The sequence below is a fragment of the Clostridium beijerinckii HUN142 genome (assembly GCF_000621745.1).
Classification (GTDB): Bacteria; Bacillota; Clostridia; order Clostridiales; family Clostridiaceae; genus Clostridium; species Clostridium beijerinckii_A.
In genome coordinates this window covers 207253-228156 of record NZ_JHXK01000011.1, presented here as the reverse complement: position 1 = coordinate 228156, position 20904 = coordinate 207253, and the positions used below count along the sequence as shown (strand labels likewise).

Below are 20904 nucleotides of genomic sequence, written 5' to 3'. Positions count from 1 at the left end.
TATTTTTCATGGTTTTTTACTTGATTTATTTATTAATATGCTATAATTTATATTTATTAGGTATTATAAGTAGAATGATAAATCTATACACTAACTCGTTAAAATATATAAAGAAATACATATATTTTTGATTTATTGTTTTAGAAAATATGGCACATAGAAATTGGGGAGGATAAAAATGATACAAATTAATCCGAAAAATTCTGAATTAAAAAATATAATAATTTTAGCTACTGGGGGTACTATAGCAGGTACAGGAGAAGAGGGGAAGACTACTAATTATACGGCGGGTAACATAGATATAGAAGTATTAGTTAGTAGTGTCAGAAACCTTGATAAAATAGCTAATATATATGGTGAGCAGATTGCTAATGTTGATAGTAATGATATAACTATGAATCATTGGTTAATTCTTGCTAATAGAATAAATGAACTTTCAAAGCAAGACGATGTCGATGGCTTTGTAATAACCCATGGTACTGATACATTAGAAGAGACAGCATACTTTCTAGATTTAACAGTTAAAACAGATAAACCAGTCGTATTAACAGGAGCAATGAGACCTTCAACTGCAACAAGTGCAGATGGACCTTTAAATTTATATCAGTCAGTAGCATTAGCTGCTAGCGATTTATCAAGAGGGCATGGAGCAATGGTTGTTTTTTCAGATGGAATTTATAGTGGAAGAAATGTCCAAAAAATTAACACCTTTAAAACAAATGCCTTTAACTCAATTGAATTTGGATGTCTTGGTTACATGAGGGATAATATACCATTCTTTTTTAATAAGTCAATAAAACCACATACAATTTATTCACAATTCGATGTTACAGGATTAACTGAGCTGCCTAAGGTTTCTATCGCATATTTCCATATTGATGCTGATCCTTCGATTATTGACTACTTTGCTCAAAGCTCAGAGGGACTTGTAATAGCGGGTGCAGGAAGTGGTACTTTCAGTTCTAATTGGTTGGAAGAAATCAGGAATCTTGAAACAAAGGGGATTCCAGTTGTGAGATCTTCAAGAATAGGAAACGGTATAATATTAACAGATTCAACTATAGATAAATACTCAAATTGCATTCCAAGTTATACATTATCACCTCCAAAATCTAGGATATTACTTACACTAGCACTTACTAAGACTAAAGACTATTCTGAAATAAAGAGAATATTTGCAGAGTATTAATATAAACATTGCATAAAATTTTATGCTAATTAAAAAGTTTACATTTAAGGTAAAGATAATTTATAAAAATATTATCTTTACCTTTTTCTTATACAATAAGATTTTGATTTAGATATTTAATTTTGATGTTAAGAAATATTTTAGTCATCAACTAAAAGCGCATATTCATATAATAAATGAAATCAATATAATGTTATAGGGTTTTTTATATGAAAGAACAATGCACAGAAAGTACTGATTTTTTTAAAAGAATATATAAAACTGGCAAATTAATTGAATTTGATGAAAACTCTAAAATAGTGTTTATAAGTGATGTTCATAGAGGTGACGGCGGATATGCTGATTCTTTAAGACAAAACAGAAACATTTATAAAGCTGCTCTTGGATTTTATTATGAAAATGGATATACTTTAATAGAATTAGGTGATGGTGACGAATTATGGAAAAATAAAGATTGTTTAGATATTGCCTATAATTATAAAGATGTTTTTTCAATGCTTAATGGCTTTTATGATGATAATAGGTTGTGTTTGGTATATGGAAATCATGATATAGTAAAAGCTAATCCAGAATTTATAAAAAGGCAGGAAAGACTTTTTGCAAATGCCGGGAATGGGTTTGGGCGTGAGTTGATAAACTTATATTCTAATATAACATTTTATGAAGGAGTTATACTTAGATATATGCCATTAAAAGAAGATATAATTGCATTTCATGGGCATCAAGTAGATTTTGTAAATTGTGAGATGTGGAAAACTAGCAGGTTTCTAGTAAGGCATGTATGGAGATTTATGGAGGGCGTTGCGGGTTTTAAACCCCCAACTAGTCCAGCAAGTAACTATGATAAAGGAACCAAAATAGATCATATACTTGGACATTTAGCTCGTAAGGAAAAAAAAGTTATAATTTGCGGACATACTCATAATGATATATTCCCTGAGGCAGATGAGGGAATTTATTTCAATGATGGCTGTTGTGTATTTCCATCAGCAGTAACTTGTATTGAATTGACAGGTGGTAATATATCATTAATTAAGTGGGCTATAGAAGTTGACAGTAAAGATGTTTTATATATTAATAAAACTACAATCGGAGGCCCTGAAAAGTTAGAAAAATATTTTTATTATGCAAAACAGTTTTAAAATAGAAGACCGTTTAGAAGGAGATTATGTATGAAGTTTATTGATTTACATTGTGATACGGCAAGTAGAATTTTTTATGAAAAGTTAGATCTTAATAATAAGAAGTGTAAAGTTAATATCGAAAACTTAAAAAGAGGCGAAAATTTAGGGCAAGTTTTTGCATTTTTTATAGAGAAAGAATCAATTGAAGATCCATATGATGAATTTATAAAATTATATAATAGCTTTATTCAAGAAATAAGTAGAAACACAAGAGAGATAGAAATTGTAAGAAATACAGTTGAACTAAAAAATGCTGAAAAATCAGGTAAGATTGGAGCTTTTTTGTCCATAGAAGAGGGAGAAGTTATTAAAGGCGATATAGAAAAACTAAGAACTGTGTATGATATGGGAATCAGAATCATAACAATTACTTGGAATTATAACAATTCATTAGGATATCCTAATGCAGGCTATACTTATAGAGATAAAGGACTAACTAGAAAAGGAATAGAAGTGATTGAAGAATGTGAAACCTTAGGTATAATTCCAGATGCATCTCATTTATCAGATGCTGGGTTCTATGATTTGATTAGAATATGCAAAAAACCTTTTATAGCTTCACATTCTAATGCACGAGCAATCACAGAGCATCCTAGAAATTTAGACGATAATATGATAAAATTATTAGCTGAAAAAGGTGGAGTAATGGGAATAAACTTTTGCTCTGATTTTTTAGGAAATGAAAGTGTATCTTCAATAGAAGAAATGATTTCTCATATAAAGCATATTAGGAACATTGGAGGAATTGATGTTATTGCCCTTGGAAGTGATTTTGATGGAATACACAATGAGGTGGAAATAGAAAACGCTTCAGAGTTTAATAAATTATATTTAGCACTTAAACAAAATCATTTTAAAGAATCAGAGATAGAGAAAATATTTTATAGAAATGTACTAAGAGTTTTTGAAGAAAATTTTAGATAATAAAAATTTATATATATTCTAAAAAGTTTAATTCATCAAAGTTTGTTCTAAGCTATCGGGAAAGGCTAAACAAATAATTTTATAAAGAACACATATATTATTTAGAACTTATATAGTAGAATACAATAAAAGTTTAAAAGGTGGTGAATTTAGCAGATATTTAATAACATAATATCTGACTAAAGTTTGGTATGAATAAATTAATGGGTAAAGTTGCATTAATTACAGGTGCATCAAGAGGCATAGGAAGAGCTATAGCAGTAGAGCTTGCAAAGGAAGGGGCAAGCGTTATAATAAATTACTCTACTGATGACGAAGGTGCAAAGGAAACTTTGGAAGAGATAAAGAGTATAAACGGGTATGGAGTTATAGTACAAGGAGATATATCAACTTTTGATAAATGCCAAATGATAGTTGAAGAAGTATTAAAAGTGATGGGAAAGATTGATATTCTCGTAAACAATGCAGGTATAAGTCATATAGGATTATTTATGGATTCAACAGAAGAAGAAATAAGCAGGATATTGAATACAAATCTTTTAGGAGCAATTTATTTAACAAAGCATGTCCTAAATAGCATGATTTCTAGAAAAAGTGGAGCTGTCATAAATATTTCTTCTATGTGGGGAGAAGTTGGAGCCTCTTGTGAAGTGTTGTATTCAGCTACCAAAGGTGGATTAAATTCATTTACAAAAGCACTTGCGAAAGAAGTAGCGCCTTCTAATGTAAGAGTAAATTGTATAGCTCCAGGAGTAATAGATACAAAAATGAACTCATTTTTGGAAGGAGATGAAAAAAAATCCCTAGAAGAAGAAATTCCTCTAGGAAGATTTGGGCTACCAAGCGAGATTGGTAAAATTGCTGTATTTTTATCTAGTGAAGATTCATCATATATAACAGGACAAATAATAAGAGCAGATGGTGGATATATCTAATGTATATCCACTTACTCGTCTTCACCTTCAGGTGATACTATTTTCTCTAAGTAAAAATAAAATTCTACACCATTATTAATGTTTTGCAAATTAAACTCACTGTTATGAAGGTGTAGTATATTTTTAACTATTGATAACCCAATGCCAGTACTGTTCTTTTGAGTCCGCTCTCTAGATTTATCTATTCTATAGAATTTATCAAAAAGTTTACTTATTTCAGCTTCAGGAATGATTACTCCCATATTTTGAACAGATATTTTAAATTTGTCTAAACCTTCTTTGATATTTATGTTTATGTCATTGCTAGGAGGAGTATACTTAATTGCATTTGTTATAAGGTTAGTTAATACCTGCTCCATTTGAAATGGATCTGCATAAACATAGCTATAAGGTATTGACGAATTAAAATTTACATTAAACTTATTTTCTTCAAAGTCTAGCTTATGTTTCTTTAATATTTTAGTAATCAATCTATTAATATTAAAAGATTCAAAATTTGGTTTTATAATCCCGGATTCAAGTTTTGAAAGTTCTAGCATGTTAGTGACTAATACAGTCATCTTTTTTGACTCATCAATTATAGTTTCCAAATATAAATTGGCATCTTCACCAGATACAATGCCATCTTTAATTCCTTCTGCATATCCCTCTATAATTCCTATTGGAGTTTTAAGTTCATGACTAACGTTTGATATGAAATCTTTTCTCATATCTTCTAATTGTCTTTCTTTTTCAATATCGTCTTTTAATTTTTTGTTTTTTTCCTGTAAATCTACTAGAGCAGCTTGAAGATTTTTAGATAAAAAATTTAGCGACTTGGCAAGGCTTCCTATTTCATCATCTCTATCAGTTTCATAAACTCTTGCAGAGAAATCCATATGAGATATTTTATTTGCTGTATTAGTTAAGTTTACAAGAGGCTTAGATATAAGGTTAGAGTAAATTGAAGAAAGTATTATTGATATAATAATCAATCCAAAAAACAAATATACAAAAAATTCACTCATAACTTCAGAGGCTTCCTTTATTGGCTGAATAGAAGCAACACAAAAAATGAGACTATCATTTTTTGTTGTTATAGACATAGGACTAATTACACCAATTTTATTTAAGCCGCTGCTCTCATTATTAAAAGTTCTATATTTAGTTTGAGAATGAGTAATAACATCGTTAATCAGATCGCTATCATTTATTAATTCTTTACCAAAAGAAGTTAATGTATCAAAACTCTCCTTATCACTATAGATATTGTTAGAAAAATATTTTATATCTCCATTTACTGATGTAATGATAATTTTAGCATTATTATCATTCTCAAATTTTTGCAACGCTTTATACAAGTCAGCATCATTGTCAATATGAAGTGAATATAAATCATGAAATTTATTAACTTCTTTAACTAATGAGATTGTTTTTTTGTAAGAATAAAAACTTTCAAAGAAAAAAGCTTGTGCAAAGTAAGTTATGAACATTAATGCAAGAACAAGGCCTAACGTTATACTAAATAATCTTTTAGATAAACTACGCCTCATTTATTTAACCTCAAATTTATAGCCGCTGCCACGAACTGTGATTATATAACTAGATTTATCTAGTAGTTTTTCACGAAGTCTTTTGACGTTAGTGTCAACTGTACGTATATCTCCATAGTAGTCGATACCCCAAACATTATCCAATATATTATCTCGGCTTAAAGCAATTCCTTCATTAGTAACTAAGTACATTAAAAGTTCGTACTCTTTTGGTGACAATATTATTTCTTTGCCATTAATTTTTACTTCATGTGAAAGTTTATTTATAGTTAAACCGTTAAAATCTTGAAAGCTCGAATCTAAGTCTTCTCTAGTTCTTTTTAGAAGTGCCTTAACTTTAGCAATTAAAACTTTAGGGCTAAAGGGTTTTGTTATATAATCATCAGCGCCATAATCATAACCTTGAAGTTTATCCTCTTCTTCACCTTTTGCGGTGAGTAAAACTACAGGAACGGTGGAGACTTCTCTTAATTTTTCCAGCATAGTTAATCCATCCATAACAGGCATCATAATATCTAAAAGTACCAAATCAATTTTTTGCGTACTAAATACAAATAATCCTTCTTCGCCATTTGAGGCTTCAAAAACATTAAAATCTTCTTTTATTAAATAATCTCTCAGTAAAAATCTAATTCTTAGTTCATCCTCAACAATTAAAATAGACTTTCTCATAACTTTTCATCTCCTTATATGTGAACTTGTGAATTCATACAATGCTTATAATAACATAATACCTTACAAATAAGGCAATTCTATTACAATTATATATCACATTGTACAATTTTTTGTATTCTAAGTGCAATATAAAAATTTTTTGAAACATATATAAGTCATATAAGCTTGAAAAAATTAATATGTATCTCTCAATAGTAAACTTGCATTTGGAATTCTAGTAAACCAGATGTTTAAATAAAACTAAAATGTACAAACTCAATTACAAGTTAGATATTAAATTCATTATAGTATAATAACATAAATATTCTCATATATTATTTTTGATAATAATTATTTATAGATAATTAATTTATACTAATTCTTTAAAATTTAAGAGGAAAAAAATATTTTAGGAGGATTTTAGCTATTTATTTTATGTGGATAATATTGCTAGTTTTGAATTAGAGTATGTATTTGTGTTATTATATAAATGTATAGATTATTTTTGATTATAGAAATTTACTTTTGTTTTGTGATATGATTATGAATGGCATATTTATACTTTAACGCGTTATTAGCACTAATAGTGTTATTTAAAATGAAAAGATCGCAAAGTATCAAGAGATTTGATATGTAAATTAGGAGAATAGTGAATGATAAAATTAAATTTTGATGTGAAGAGACATACACTTGAAAATGGCTTGGAAGTAATAACTATTAAGAAGGATACTCAAATTGCATCTATTAATATAGGGGTTAAGGTCGGTGCTCTATATGAGAATATGAAAGAAAAAGGTATAAGTCATTTTATTGAACATACTTTGTTTAAAGGAACCATTAATAGAACTGGTGAACAACTAAATGATGAATTAGAATCTTTAGGTGGAGAATATAATGCGTATACAGATTATGATGTTACTGTTTATACGATTAGTTGTTTAATGGAAGAATTTAAAAATGCAACAGGACTTTTAGCTGATATGATTGTAAATCCAACATTTGATACGAAGGAAATAGAAAAAGAACGAGGTGTAATTTTATCGGAAATAAAGATGAGCAAAGATGATATAGAGGATTTGAGTTTTAAAAATGTAAATAAACTTGCGTTCAATAAAAGTCCTCTAAAATATGAAGTTACTGGCCTTGAAGAGAATGTTTCTGGATTTACAAGAAAGAAACTACTTTCTTTTTATAAAAAGTATTATACACCGAAAAATGCTATTATAACTATGGTATCGCCTTTAGAACATGACGAAGCGATAAATTTAGTAAAAAACTATTTCAGTCAATGGGATGGACAAAAGCCTGAACCTATAAATATTATAATAGAAAAGAATAAAGAAATAACAGGAGTAAGCTATAAAAAAGACATAGAGCAAAGCACTATAGTTTACTTATATACTTTCAATGATTTAGAAAAATCCAATGAACTTCCGCTAAGAATTTTAAATCATAGGCTTGGAGAAAGTTCCAATTCGCTTCTTTTTAGAGAAGTTAGAGAGAATAGGGGATTGGCTTATGATATTTATACTCATTTAGAAATAACTAATAATATAAAAACCTTATATATATATACAGCAGTCAGTGAGGAAAATATTGATGAAGCTAAAGATGCCATTGATGAAACAATAAAAAGCGTAGTTAATGGAAAAGTTCAAATAGGTGATAGAGATTTAAATATAATGAAGAAGGTCCATAAGACAGCCGTAATATCAACTTTAGAAGATTCATCTGAACTATGCAATTATATGCTTCATCAAGCGTTGGAGGATGAGGATATATTTGAATTTGTCAAAGATATGGATAAACTAAATATGTTAGATATACTAAAGATCAATGAAGTAGGAAAAAAAGTTTTAAAAAATCCAACAATCCACATATTAAAGTCTAACTAGTAAATTAAATAATAAAAAAAGGTGAAAGTTTTAACTATGGCAAAAATAACGAAAATAGAACTTCAAAAGAGAAACAAAGAAAGAGTTAACTTATTTTTAGACGGTGAATATGCTTTTTCTATTTCAGCAGAATTAGTTTATAAAGAAAGTCTTAAAGTAAATAGTGAAATAGATTCTGAGAAATTAAAAATACTAGCAGAAAGTGAAAACTTTATGAGGTGTAAGGAATCTGCCTTGAGAATAATAGAAAGGACATATAAAACTGAAAAAGAGGTTAGAGATAAGTTAAGGCTTAAAGAATATGATGAAATATCTATTAATAAAGCTATTGAATTTCTTGAAGAATATAATTTTATAAATGACAGTAATTATGCAAAGATTTTTATAAGAGACAAATTACGCACAATGGGAAGTCAGAAAATAAAATACACATTACTTCGTAAAGGGGTTTGCAAAGAAATTATTAATGAGGAATTATTAAGTCTAGATACAGACAATGAAAAAAATATTGCATTTGATATAGCACAAAAAAAATATAATCTAATAAAGAAGAAAGAAACAGATACTTATAAGATTTCAGGAAAATTATATAGGCATCTAATGTCAAAGGGATATAATACAGATGTTACTAGTGAAGTAATTAAAAAAGTTATGGCTGTGGACGTGGAGGATTTTTAGCAGAGTAGTTATATTCCGCTTGTAGAAATTCAAAGTATATATTTTAGATGTATTTTTAATATCCTTATGTTCTCATTTTTGATATAATTAGAATATACATTATAATAAGATGAAAATATCATTGGTGGAGGAAAATTTATGAATGAAAACAAAGCTATGTTGGTAGTTAATGGAATCATCTCTGGATGTATTCAAGTAAGTATCATAATTGCACTATTAGTCTTTCCTAGTATAATATTTAATTCCACGTCCATTCATTCATTTACAGAAAATATTCTTAAGCAAGAATATTCACCAAGTGAAAATAGCAAAATTGTTAACAGTGGATTATTTAAGAAGATACAGTCAATTAAAAATACATCGTCAAAAGAAATTATTATTTATAATGGAGTTACTATAGAAGAAGGAATAAAATCAAATGAAGAAATTGATAATAAAGCAACAAAATTAACTCAGGGTGCTAAAAGTGATAGGGAAAAGGCAAAAATATTATATAGTTGGATTGGAAGCAATATAAAATATGATAATGAAAAAGCGCAGGAAGTTTTAAGCGGTGGGGACGCTCAAAAGATGCCGGAAAGCGGTGCAATACCAGCTTTCGGTAGTAAAACAGGTATTTGCTTTGATAAGGCATGCCTTTATGTAGCAATGTCGAGAGCTGTTAATCTTAAAGTAAGACTTTTAGGAGGCCAAGCTTATGATGGGGAACAATATGTTGGCCATGCATGGAATCAAGTTTATTTAGAAGATGAAAATAAATGGATCAATGTGGATACAACCTTCTATGATGGAGGAAATTATTTTGATTCCAATTTATTTAATAAGCATAATGTAGAAGAAATTGCTGGTGAATGGTAACTTAGTTTGCCTTTTTTAATTTTGAAATAATAAGATCTATGGCTTTTTCACAATCTTTGTCATTAGGATCTATTGACCATGCTAAATTAAAGAGACGTAAAGCCGTATTAAAATTTTCTTTCATGACATAGCAATATCCAAGGTTAAAATAGTATTTACTTTCATGTTTAATAGAAATTGCTTTGTTAAGCATAATTATTGCATCATCAAATTTTTTGAGTTTAATTAAACAAACTCCACAATTATAGTATGAACAAGCCGTGTTTAAATTTTCTGATGCAGACTTTTTATAATAATCCATGGCTTTTTCGTAATCCTTCATATTATAAAATTTGTTTCCTTCAGTAAAATAATTCATTTGTGACCTCCAATAGAAAATTGTAAATATTACCTTAAATTCTTTATAATTATAGACAATACTTTATATTAGTATACATATGGAATTATTTATTAAGTTTTAAAATTATATAACCACATATGTACATTGAAAAAACAGAGTAGGTGAAATAAATATGATAAATTATAAAATTGGTTTAGATATAGGATCAACAACAGTAAAATTAGTGGTTCTTAATAATGAGAACATTTTAATATATAGTAAATATAAAAGACACTTTTCAGATATAAGAAGTACAATAATTGACTTAATAAAGGAATGTTATGAGGAATTAGGGAATATTAACTGTAAAATTAATATAACAGGGTCAGGAGGATTGTCAGTATCGAAATGGCTTAATCTTGGTTTTGTACAGGAAGTAATCGCATGTTCAAAAACCGTTGAAACGATTATTCCTGAGACTGATGTTGTAATAGAATTAGGCGGAGAAGATGCCAAAATTACATATTTTAGAGGTGGAATAGAGCAACGAATGAATGGAAGTTGTGCAGGAGGTACTGGAGCTTTCATTGACCAAATGGCTATATTATTGAATACTGATGCAATGGGATTAAACGAATATGCTAAAGAATATAAAGTAATATATCCTATAGCATCAAGATGTGGAGTTTTTGCGAAAACAGATGTGCAGCCATTGATAAATGAAGGTGCTAAAAAAAGCGATATAGCCGCATCAATATTTCAAGCCGTAGTTAACCAGACTATAGGGGGGCTTGCATGTGGTAAGCCTATAAGAGGAAATGTGGCATTTTTAGGAGGTCCTTTATTTTTCCTTTCAGAATTAAGAAACAGATTTATTGAAACATTGAATTTAAAGGATGAAGAGGTGATTGCCCCAGAAAACTCGCAACTTTTTGTTGCAATGGGAGCAGCTCTACTGTCAGTAAAGGAAAAATCAACATCTTTAAAAAACATAGTAGATAAAATTTCTGATATTTCTAATATAAAGGATGACACAGAACCAAGACTTGATCCATTATTTAAAGATAATGAAGATTATAATAAGTTTAAAGAGAGACATGATAAAAGTGTTGTAAAAAAAGGAGAGTTAGGAGAATATAAAGGACAGGCGTTTTTGGGAATAGATGCTGGCTCGACTACTACTAAAGCAGCACTCATAGGTAAAAATTCTGAGCTTTTATATTCATACTATGGAAGTAATGAAGGAAATCCGCTAAACAAAGTTGTAGAAATCATGAAAGATCTGTATGAAAAACTCCCAGAAACAATAGAAATTGTTAACTCTTCTGTTACAGGATATGGAGAAGCTCTTATTAAGGCAGCTCTTCATATAGATATTGGAGAAATCGAAACAATTGCGCATTATAAGGCTGCAGATCATTTCTTGCCGGGTGTAGATTTTATTTTGGATATAGGCGGACAAGATATGAAGTGCATAAAGATAAAAAATGATGCAATTGATGGAATACTTTTAAATGAAGCTTGTTCATCAGGATGCGGATCTTTTATTGAGAGCTTTGCTAAGTCTCTTGATATGAAGGTAGAGGATTTCGCAAAAGAAGCTTTAAAATCTAAAGCTCCAGTGGATTTAGGTTCTAGGTGCACAGTATTTATGAATTCAAGAGTTAAACAGTCCCAAAAAGAAGGGGCTGAGATTTCAGATATATCGGCTGGCCTTTCATATTCGGTTATAAAGAATGCTTTGTTTAAAGTAATAAAGTTAAGAGATGAAAAAGATATAGGTGAAAAAGTTATAGTACAAGGCGGAACATTTTACAATGAAGCTGTACTTAGGAGTTTTGAACTTATATCAGGAAGAGAAGCGGTAAGACCAGACATTTCGGGACTAATGGGGGCATTTGGTTGCGCTCTTATTGCAAAGGAAAGATATATTGAAGGGGAAAAGTCAACTTTATTGCCTAGAGACAGAATAGATGAATTTGAAATGACATCATCATTTAGACGATGTGGAAAGTGCGGAAATAATTGTTTACTTACTGTAAATAAATTCTCTACAGATGAGGAGTTTATTTCTGGAAATAGGTGCGAAAGAGGGCTTGGAATAGAAAAATCTAAAGAAAACAAACTACCAAATTTATTCGATTATAAATATAAGAGAACCTTTGGGTATAAGCCTTTAAAAGAAGAAGAAGCTAAACGTGGGGTTATCGGAATTCCAAGAGTTCTTAATATGTATGAAAATTATCCATTTTGGTTTACACTTTTAACTAACTTGGGCTTTAGTGTTAAATTATCAGCACCTTCAAGTAAGAAGATATATGAACTTGGAATTGAAACAATTCCATCAGAGTCAGCTTGTTATCCAGCAAAATTGGCTCATGGTCATATAATGAATTTAATAAATAGAGGAATTAAAAATATATTTTATCCTTGTATATCTTATGAGAAAAAAGAGTTCATGGATGCTCAAAATCATTATAATTGTCCTATGGTAACTTCTTATCCAGAAGCTATTAAAAACAATATGGATGAATTAAAGGAAAATGATATTAATTTTATGGAACCATTTTTATCTTTGGATAATGAAAAGGAACTTGCAAAGAGAATAGTGGATGAATTCCAGGTATTTAACGTAAGTATGCAAGAAGCTAAAGTAGCAGTAGAAGAAGCAAGTAAAGAGAGGGAGAGTTTTAAAAAGGACATTCAAAGAAAAGGTGAGGAAGTTATTTCATATTTAAGGCAGAATAATAAAAAAGGAATAGTATTAGGTGGAAGACCTTATCATATAGATCCAGAAATAAATCATGGGATTCCTGATATAATAAATTCTTTCGATATGGCAGTATTAACAGAAGATAGTGTATCACATTTAGGTGTATTAAAAGATAAACTTAGAGTTGTAGATCAGTGGATGTACCACTCAAGGCTATACAGAGCTGCTGCTTTTGTTGCTGATGAGCCTTGTATAGATATGATTCAGCTAAATTCTTTCGGCTGTGGACTAGATGCAGTTACTACAGATCAAGTTTCTGAAATTATATCTTCAAAAGGAAAAATATATACAGTTTTAAAAATAGATGAAGGAAATAATTTAGGAGCTGCTAAGATTAGAATTAGATCATTAAAAGCTGCCATGGGTGAAAGAGAACGAAAAAATTATAAACCAGTTGAAGAACAAATTGTATACAAAAACCCAGTATTTACACCTGAAATGAGAAAAAAACATACAATTTTATGCCCTCAAATGTCTCCTATTCATTTTGATTTGATAGAGACAGCAGTAAATGCATCGGGATATAATTTGGAGGTTTTACCATCGATGGATATGAAAGCTGTTGACGAAGGATTAAAATATGTTAACAATGATGCTTGCTATCCATCAATTATAGTAATTGGACAAATAATTGAAGCACTAAAATCGGGAAAATATGATTTAAATAATACTTCAGTTATAATATCTCAAACTGGTGGTGGTTGCAGAGCAACAAATTATATTGGATTTTTAAAGATGGCTTTAAAACATGCTGGCTTTGATCAAGTACCAGTTATATCATTAAATGCAGTAGGACTTGAAAAACAACCAGGTTTTAAGATTACTCCAAAGCTGCTTCATAAAGCAATTATGGCATTAGTATATGGAGACTTATTTATGAGGATATTATATAAAACAAGACCTTATGAAAAAGTTAAAGGATCTGCAAATGATCTTTATAAGAGCTGGAGTGAAAGAGTAAAATCAAATTTAATTAATGGAAGCAAAAGAGAATTTAACAAAAATATAAAAGAGATTATTCAAGATTTTGATACTTTACCATTACTAAGTGTAAAAAAACCAAAGGTTGGTGTTGTTGGAGAAATACTAGTGAAATTTCACCCAACAGCTAACAATGATATCGTAGGGATTTTAGAAAATGAAGGGGCAGAAGCAGTAGTGCCAGATCTTTTAGATTTCTTTTTCTACTCAGCATTTGATGCGGATTTTAAAGCGAAATACTTGGCGGGAAGTAAACTTTCTAAAAATTTATGTAATATGGCGATTTCTTATATTGAAACATATAGAAAAACTATGAAAAAGCAACTAGAAAAAAGTACTAGATTTTCTAAGCCCAAGCATATAAAAGAATTAGCTGGTATGGCATCACCTATACTTTCTCTTGGAAATCAAACAGGAGAAGGATGGTTTTTGACAGCGGAAATGATAGAACTTATTGAATCTGGTACAAGCAATATAGTTTGTCTTCAACCTTTTGCATGTTTACCTAATCATGTTACTGGAAAAGGTATGATAAAAGCACTAAAGGAAAGATACCCAAAATCAAATATAGTGGCTATAGATTATGATCCGGGTGCCTCAAATGTAAACCAGTTGAACAGAATTAAGCTAATGTTATCAGTTGCCTTTAAAAATTTAGGGGATGAAGTTAAATATCATAAAAAACAAAATGAGAGCATTGCAGAGCAACAATTTCATAATGAGGCAGGTTTAACGCTTGAAGACAATATTTAATTAAATTGTGTTAAAATTAATATTTTAGTTATCATAATCATGTATTTATAATGCATAATGTACATAATTTATAATTAACGTACATTGTGCATTAAAGTTTTTGACGCAAATTACATGTAATTGTTTTAATTACAAATATTGTTTTGTATGAGTTTTATTTTATACAATGGTTGTTGTACAATTTTATACAATATTAAGGTAATGTACAGTTTATTAGGAGGTAATCGATGGATACGCAAAGTAATCATCAGGAAAAAGAAGAGATTAAAAATAAAAAATTTAGGCCATTAGTATTTTTTATGGGAATAATATACATAATTATTTTTCTATGCATAAGTACGCCATTAGTATTATTTTTTGGACCATATGAAAATACAAGAAAAGTATTTGTTTCGACATTACTTGGAACAAGACATGCATATATTCTAACCGATTTTATGTCCCAAGAAAAAATAAATGAAATTTTAGGAATTAATAAAAGTACACAAGAAACGAAAGAGGATGATACTCAAAACACAGAAACAGATTTAAATAAAGTAAAGGTTAAATATACTAGTGGAAATGAAATAACTAGATATGATATACATACAGATAGATATAATGGGTATATACTTGAAATAAAAAATCCTTTAGGAGTTAAAGTTGCAATGACAAAGTATTTGGGAAAAATGGGACAGAAAACCAGCGAAATGGCAGAAGAGAATAATGCTGTTGCAGCTATTAATGGTGGGTCCTTTGTAGATAAATCTTCTGATGGAACACTTTATGCTGGAACTGGTGCAGAACCTGGTGGATTTGTTATATCAGGCGGAAAAGTTGTATATCCCAAGACCAACATAAGTAGGAACAACGTTGAAAATGTCATAGCATTTACTAAAGGTGGTCAGCTTATTGTGGGAGATCATACTCTTGATGAGCTTCAAAAATTAGGAGTACAAGAAGCAATGTGTTTTCGAAGACCTAATATTATTATAAATGGTAAACCTCAAGTTAAAGATAAAACATCTGATGGGCTTAATCCTAGAACTGCAGTCGGCCAGAAGGAAGATGGTACAGTTATATTTTTAGTTATTGATGGGCGGAAAATTACAGCGCCTGGAGCAAGTTTGTATGATGTTCAAGAAATAATGTTAGATAGAGGTGCTATTAACGCGGGTGCTCTTGACGGCGGTTATTCTTCTACAATGTACTATAAAGGAGAGGTAATAAATTCTCCAAATGCTTGGGATGGTGAAAGATCTGTTGCAACAGCTTTTTATGTTGAATAAAATAAATTTTATGAAAAATTATTATAATAACATATTACATATAATACAAAAGTAGAAGTAATTTTGAAGTATCTTTGTAGGAGAGGGTAGTTAATGAAAAACCTTATAAGAATAGTAGTGTGGACACTTGTAGCAATAGTAATTCAACAAAGTATATTTTTATACGTAGAAAATATATATTTAGCTTCAGATGTAAAAATACAAGCTGAAAAAGTTGAAGAAAAGGAAACTCCAAAAGATAATAAGCAGAATGAAATTAACATTAAAGATGGGGTTTCTAAAGCGTCAGTATCCTCGGATGGTAGATTTGTTGCGTATATAGAAAATAGTAAACTTAAAGTATTAGATAGCAATGATAATAGTGAAAAAGAATTTCAATGTGAAGATGGCGGAGATGTAGTATTCTATAAATGGTTGACTAATGAAAATAATATAATTGTTATACAAAAAGTGCAAAAAAGAGGAGGAGCTTATTTTGAGCCAGTATCTTTTGATGCAAAGAAAGGAGAAACGCGACAACTTGCAGATTTTAATTTAAATGAGTTGAAAATAGATACAAGGAATGCAAATGATAAAGTAGACAATGTAGTATTTTCTACTGCAACGCATAGTCTTTACATAAAAATTAATAAAGCGAATGGAAAAAATGATCTATATTATGCTAATGTAATGAATCAATTAGAGAAAGTCAGATCAAATAAAGAAATTGGAAATATAGTAGTTCCGACTACAAGTACAAATGCGGTGATGGAAATGGGGAATGGCGCAACCATATTAAATAGTCCAAATAACATAGAAATACCAAATGCAAAAGTTATAAAAATACTAGGTAATGATATTAATGATAATGTATATTTTGGTGAAGAGGTTAGCGGTAATATTACTAAAATATATTATTCAGTATTAAACGAAGGAAAAATAAAATGGAATACGTTGATTTTACCGAAGCCAGTAACTAAAGAAGATATAATTGTGGATTATTCAGGAAAGGTTTATATTAATGATAAATCTGCAGGAAGTGTTTTAGAGCTCATGACCAAGAAGACAATTAAGTATGAAGGCGATCTTTTGCAATCTTATTCTAAAGGTGTTATTTCTATAAATGGAAATAAGTTAACAAAGTATGAGATTGGAGAAAATAGAATTTCAATTAAGCAATAACATGCTTAATAAAAATTACTTTGCTAAATAATTATGATTTTGATAATACAAAAATATAAGAAATTTTGTATTTAATCATTTATCATAATAAGATATAATAGGTGATATAAGTTTTAATCAATAAAATTCATAGCTTAGGAAACTATAATATTTAAATAAGATATTTATAGATAAAAGTATTTGGATTTTATAAAGAATAAAATATAAAAAAAGTCATATAATTAAATTTATGTAAATATATATGTTGCAATAATAAAATTACATTTAAGAAGCCTATAAATCTTAAGTGAATGATTATATATTAATTGTATAAAGCTAATTGAAATATATATAAAATACAATGGTAAAAGGGGTGGAATTTATGGATAAAAGTAAAAAAAATAAGTTAATTGGAACAGGAGTCATTGTTGGATCCATGGCAGCATTAAGTGGTGTTATAGCAATGGGTAAGAGATTTAGAAATAAAAAAATAAAGAAAATTATCGATATTAAGACATATTCTACAGGTATAATTAGAAGTTTTGGTACTTTATATCTAAATGATGAAAAACAAAAAGTACCAGGTGATTTTTTACAGTTCAAAGACATTAATTCATTTGCAGGTCAAAAAATAGAAATTAAGGATACTGATAAAGATGATGATTATAGATTATCTTGGATAGAGATAAACGATGCTGGAAAGAAACTCTTAATTTGTGATAGAAATATTTTAAAAAATATTTCATGGAATGAATTAAATGATCAAAATTTAGTTTTCGGTAAAGTAGTAATAATAGAAGGAGAAAAGTATATTTTAAGGCTTTTAACTGGGTATAGTGAAAAGAAGAATTATAAGAATAATGAATGGGATAGATATATAGTAAATTCTAATAAAATCGATGGTCTTCCATTAAGTGCAGATTATGATATAGATAATAATATAAAGAAATTTGATGATGAGAAGCTTAATGGAAATAATAATGTTTTATGGCATTGGTATAACTTTTCATCATTCACTCAAAGTGAAGGCTCAAGAAGCGAAAAGTTCTGTATAATAAGAGGATACTATTCAACAACATATTCTAAGCAGTCAGTTAAGGATTTAAAATATGACACTGTAGGATATAGGCCGGTTTTAGAATTGATTGAATAAAATATAAGCGTATGAGCACTTATTTATAGTTGCTTATGCGCTTTTATATTAATAACTAAATAATAATAAGGAGGAAAAATGAAATTAACAAATTTAAGTAATAGAAAAAAAGGAATAATATTTATAACTGCCTCTGCTTTTGGATTTGCAATGATGTCAGCATTTGTTAAGATTTCTGGTGATTTACCATCATTTCAAAAAACTTTTTTTAGGAATATAGTATCGCTTATAGTAGCTTTTACACTAATATCAAAACATAGAGGAAATTTTTTGGGGCAAAAAAATAATCAGAAGACATTACTACTTAGATCAATATTCGGAACTTTAGGAATTTTATTAAATTTCTACTCTATAGATAAACTAGTACTATCAGATGCTAATATGTTAAATAAATTAAGCCCTTTCTTTGTAATTATCTTTTCAGGAATATTTTTAAAGGAGAAAGTGAATACAAGGCAAATTATAGCAATCATTATAGCGTTTGTAGGAACTTTATTCATAATAAAGCCATCCTTAAACTTAGAAATAATACCTGCAATAGCTGGAATTTTAGGAGGGGTAACAGCAGCAGTAGCTTATACATGTGTTAGAGCTTTAAGTGGGAAAGAACATCCAGAAACTATTGTATTCTATTTTTCTTTTATCTCTAGCATAATTACATTTCCATTGATGATAGCGTATTATGAAAATATGAATATAATGCAGCTTGTTTACTTACTTTTAGCTGGCATTTTTGCAAGTATTGGACAGTTTGGAATAACTTTAGCATATAAGTATGCACCAGCAAAGGAAATATCAATATTTGATTATACAAATATAATCTTTTCAGCAATAATAAGTTTATGTTTATTTGGAATACTTCCAGATTACTTAAGTTGGATAGGGTATAGTATTATCTTCTGTGCATCTTTATATATGTTTGTATACAATAAAGATTGATTATAAGTAATATAAAAAATATTAGTTAAGGAAAAAAATATAAAATTTATTAATAAAACTTGACAAAAGTGGATAGATATAATATTATCCAATTGAGAATGATTTTCAAAATTATTAAATAAATAGGGAGTGGTACAAGTAATGAAAATAGTATATTGGTCAGGAACTGGAAACACAGAAAAAATGGCAGAATTAATTGCAAAAGGAATCATAGAAAGTGGGAAAGATGTTAATACTATAAATGTCTCAGATGTAAATATAGACGAATTATTAAATGAGGATATACTTATTCTAGGTTGTTCAGCAATGGGAGATGAAGTATTAGAAGAGTCAGAGTTTGAGCCATTTATAGAGGAAATTTCAACTAAGGTATCAGGTAAGAAAGTTGCACTTTTCGGTTCTTATGGTTGGGGCGATGGAAAATGGATGAGAGACTTTGAGGAAAGAATGAATGGATATGGTTGTATTGTAGTAGAAACACCATTAATAGTTCAAAATGAGCCGGATGAAGCTGAACAAGATTGTATAGACTTTGGTAAGAAGATTGCTAATATATAATTAAATTTGGTGGTGATATGATATGAGATATCTAGATTTTTACAAAAGATTAGATTTGATGGACGAGAAGGAATATATAGAAAATTTCTTGGTATATAATTCATCATTAGTAATCGCAGGGGTTAAGCCAGCTGTAACTATAAATTTGAAAAAAAGTAATGAAAAGATGTATATTGGCTGGAATGACTTTGGAAAAAAATTTATAAAGAATATAAATCTAAAATTCATAGAATTAAGAGAAAATAATGATTGTATGATAATAATGATTTATGATGAAAATATATTAGAAAAAGAGTTAAATAAAAAATCACATATAGATTTTTTAGTAAACATAGGGTATCCTTCCCAAATAAAGATAGATAAATATATTGATACATTGAAATTTAGATATAATAAATATCACTGCCCTCATGAGCTTGGATTATTCCTAGGAATACCATTTGAAGATGTTAAAGATTTTATGGAATGTACTACTAAAAAATGTTTATTATGTGGATACTGGAAGGTATATAACGATAGTAAAAAAGCAAAGATGACTTTTAACACATATGACACAGTTAAAGAATATACAATAAACAATATGCTTGAGGGAAGTTTATCGCGTGACCTCGCTTTAAGTATAAAAAACTCCTTTTATAAAAAAGCTTTATACGTTTGATTATAAAAATTTTATAAAGCAAATAGATGATTTAGATTATTAAATTGACTAATATAATTAAAAAGTTTTATCAAAATTTTGAATACAAAATAAAATATTCATGATAATGCACACTATCATGAATGTGAGTAATTAACCACCAAAACTATAGTATTTAGTGACCACACACCACTAAGTATTATGATTACAAGATATTTGTTAATGTCCACACACCATTATAAATATCTTCACAAATAGTACAAACGAATAATTCCTATTTAATATAACAAGTAGATACATTTCATAAAATTCATATATGGCCCACAAGGTTTATAAAGACCTTGTGGGCCTAAAATTTTAGTGATTATTAAGTATGATTAATCATTAAAAGTGATTTGAATATCAGGATTAAAATTATGTTAATAAATTTTTACAATAATGGATAATTAAAGTATAATTTGTTTAAGGATATTTTTCTGTAAAAAAGTAAAAAATATAAAAAACATCGCTAAGAGCTAACTAAATGAACTGTTA

The 20904-nt window shown here is 28.8% G+C and carries 17 protein-coding genes; 14 read left to right on the top strand and 3 right to left on the bottom strand.

Annotation, left to right across the window (positions count from 1 at the left end; genetic code table 11):
* Nucleotides 1-178: 178 nt before the first annotated feature.
* The 4 genes from T483_RS0106560 to ymfI all read left to right on the top strand — a co-directional run bounded on the left by T483_RS0106560 (nucleotide 179) and on the right by ymfI (nucleotide 4232).
* A complete protein-coding gene (locus T483_RS0106560) occupies nucleotides 179-1189 on the top strand; it encodes an asparaginase (RefSeq protein WP_026886135.1) in 1011 nt (336 codons plus the stop codon).
* Between the two features lie 209 nt (nucleotides 1190-1398).
* A complete protein-coding gene (locus tag T483_RS0106555; RefSeq protein ID WP_026886134.1) occupies nucleotides 1399-2331 on the top strand; it encodes a metallophosphoesterase in 933 nt (310 codons plus the stop codon).
* 30 nt (nucleotides 2332-2361) lie between these two features.
* Nucleotides 2362-3297 carry a dipeptidase gene (locus T483_RS0106550; protein WP_026886133.1) on the top strand — a complete coding sequence of 312 codons (936 nt, stop codon included), beginning with the start codon at nucleotides 2362-2364 and terminating at the stop codon, nucleotides 3295-3297.
* Nucleotides 3298-3488: 191 nt separating this feature from the next.
* Nucleotides 3489-4232: an elongation factor P 5-aminopentanone reductase gene (ymfI, locus tag T483_RS0106545; RefSeq protein WP_026886132.1), complete on the top strand. Its 744-nt coding sequence runs from the start codon at nucleotides 3489-3491 to the stop codon at nucleotides 4230-4232.
* Between the two features lie 11 nt (nucleotides 4233-4243).
* Here ymfI and T483_RS0106540 read toward each other — a convergent pair whose 3' ends face one another.
* A complete protein-coding gene (locus T483_RS0106540; RefSeq protein ID WP_026886131.1) occupies nucleotides 4244-5764 on the bottom strand; it encodes a sensor histidine kinase in 1521 nt (506 codons plus the stop codon).
* Entirely contained in the window at nucleotides 5765-6436 is a 672-nt protein-coding gene (locus T483_RS0106535; protein WP_026886130.1) for a response regulator transcription factor, read from the bottom strand.
* Between the two features lie 635 nt (nucleotides 6437-7071).
* Between T483_RS0106535 and T483_RS0106530 the strand changes: the two genes are divergently transcribed.
* From T483_RS0106530 to T483_RS0106520, 3 genes are all read left to right on the top strand, one after another.
* Nucleotides 7072-8313 carry a M16 family metallopeptidase gene (locus T483_RS0106530; protein ID WP_026886129.1) on the top strand — a complete coding sequence of 414 codons (1242 nt, stop codon included), beginning with the start codon at nucleotides 7072-7074 and terminating at the stop codon, nucleotides 8311-8313.
* A gap of 36 nt (nucleotides 8314-8349) precedes the next feature.
* Nucleotides 8350-8991: a recombination regulator RecX gene (gene recX, locus T483_RS0106525; protein WP_026886128.1), complete on the top strand. Its 642-nt coding sequence runs from the start codon at nucleotides 8350-8352 to the stop codon at nucleotides 8989-8991.
* A gap of 138 nt (nucleotides 8992-9129) precedes the next feature.
* Nucleotides 9130-9849: a transglutaminase-like domain-containing protein gene (locus tag T483_RS0106520; protein ID WP_026886127.1), complete on the top strand. Its 720-nt coding sequence runs from the start codon at nucleotides 9130-9132 to the stop codon at nucleotides 9847-9849.
* Between the two features lies 1 nt (nucleotide 9850).
* Here the strand turns inward: T483_RS0106520 and T483_RS0106515 are convergent, their stop codons facing one another.
* A complete protein-coding gene (locus T483_RS0106515) occupies nucleotides 9851-10207 on the bottom strand; it encodes a tetratricopeptide repeat protein (protein ID WP_026886126.1) in 357 nt (118 codons plus the stop codon).
* Nucleotides 10208-10361: 154 nt separating this feature from the next.
* Here T483_RS0106515 and T483_RS0106510 point away from each other — a divergent pair, with 154 nt between their 5' ends.
* The 7 genes from T483_RS0106510 (at nucleotide 10362) to T483_RS0106480 (ending at nucleotide 20391) form a co-directional block, all read left to right on the top strand.
* Entirely contained in the window at nucleotides 10362-14675 is a 4314-nt protein-coding gene (locus tag T483_RS0106510) for a 2-hydroxyacyl-CoA dehydratase (protein ID WP_026886125.1), read from the top strand.
* A 227-nt stretch (nucleotides 14676-14902) separates the two neighbouring features.
* Complete coding sequence (locus T483_RS0106505) at nucleotides 14903-15943, top strand: phosphodiester glycosidase family protein (RefSeq protein ID WP_026886124.1); 1041 nt, start codon at nucleotides 14903-14905, stop codon at nucleotides 15941-15943.
* Nucleotides 15944-16036: 93 nt separating this feature from the next.
* Complete coding sequence (locus T483_RS0106500; RefSeq protein ID WP_026886123.1) at nucleotides 16037-17104, top strand: hypothetical protein; 1068 nt, start codon at nucleotides 16037-16039, stop codon at nucleotides 17102-17104.
* Nucleotides 17105-17465: 361 nt separating this feature from the next.
* Nucleotides 17466-18236 (top strand): hypothetical protein, encoded by a 771-nt coding sequence (locus T483_RS0106495; protein WP_026886122.1) that lies wholly within the window; start codon nucleotides 17466-17468, stop codon nucleotides 18234-18236.
* Nucleotides 18237-18314: 78 nt separating this feature from the next.
* The gene (locus tag T483_RS0106490; RefSeq protein ID WP_026886121.1) at nucleotides 18315-19175 is read left to right on the top strand and encodes a DMT family transporter; all 861 of its coding nucleotides are present in this window, start codon (nucleotides 18315-18317) and stop codon (nucleotides 19173-19175) included.
* A 141-nt stretch (nucleotides 19176-19316) separates the two neighbouring features.
* Entirely contained in the window at nucleotides 19317-19733 is a 417-nt protein-coding gene (locus T483_RS0106485; protein ID WP_026886120.1) for a flavodoxin, read from the top strand.
* 22 nt (nucleotides 19734-19755) lie between these two features.
* Nucleotides 19756-20391 carry a DUF3793 family protein gene (locus T483_RS0106480; RefSeq protein WP_026886119.1) on the top strand — a complete coding sequence of 212 codons (636 nt, stop codon included), beginning with the start codon at nucleotides 19756-19758 and terminating at the stop codon, nucleotides 20389-20391.
* Nucleotides 20392-20904: the final 513 nt, after the last annotated feature.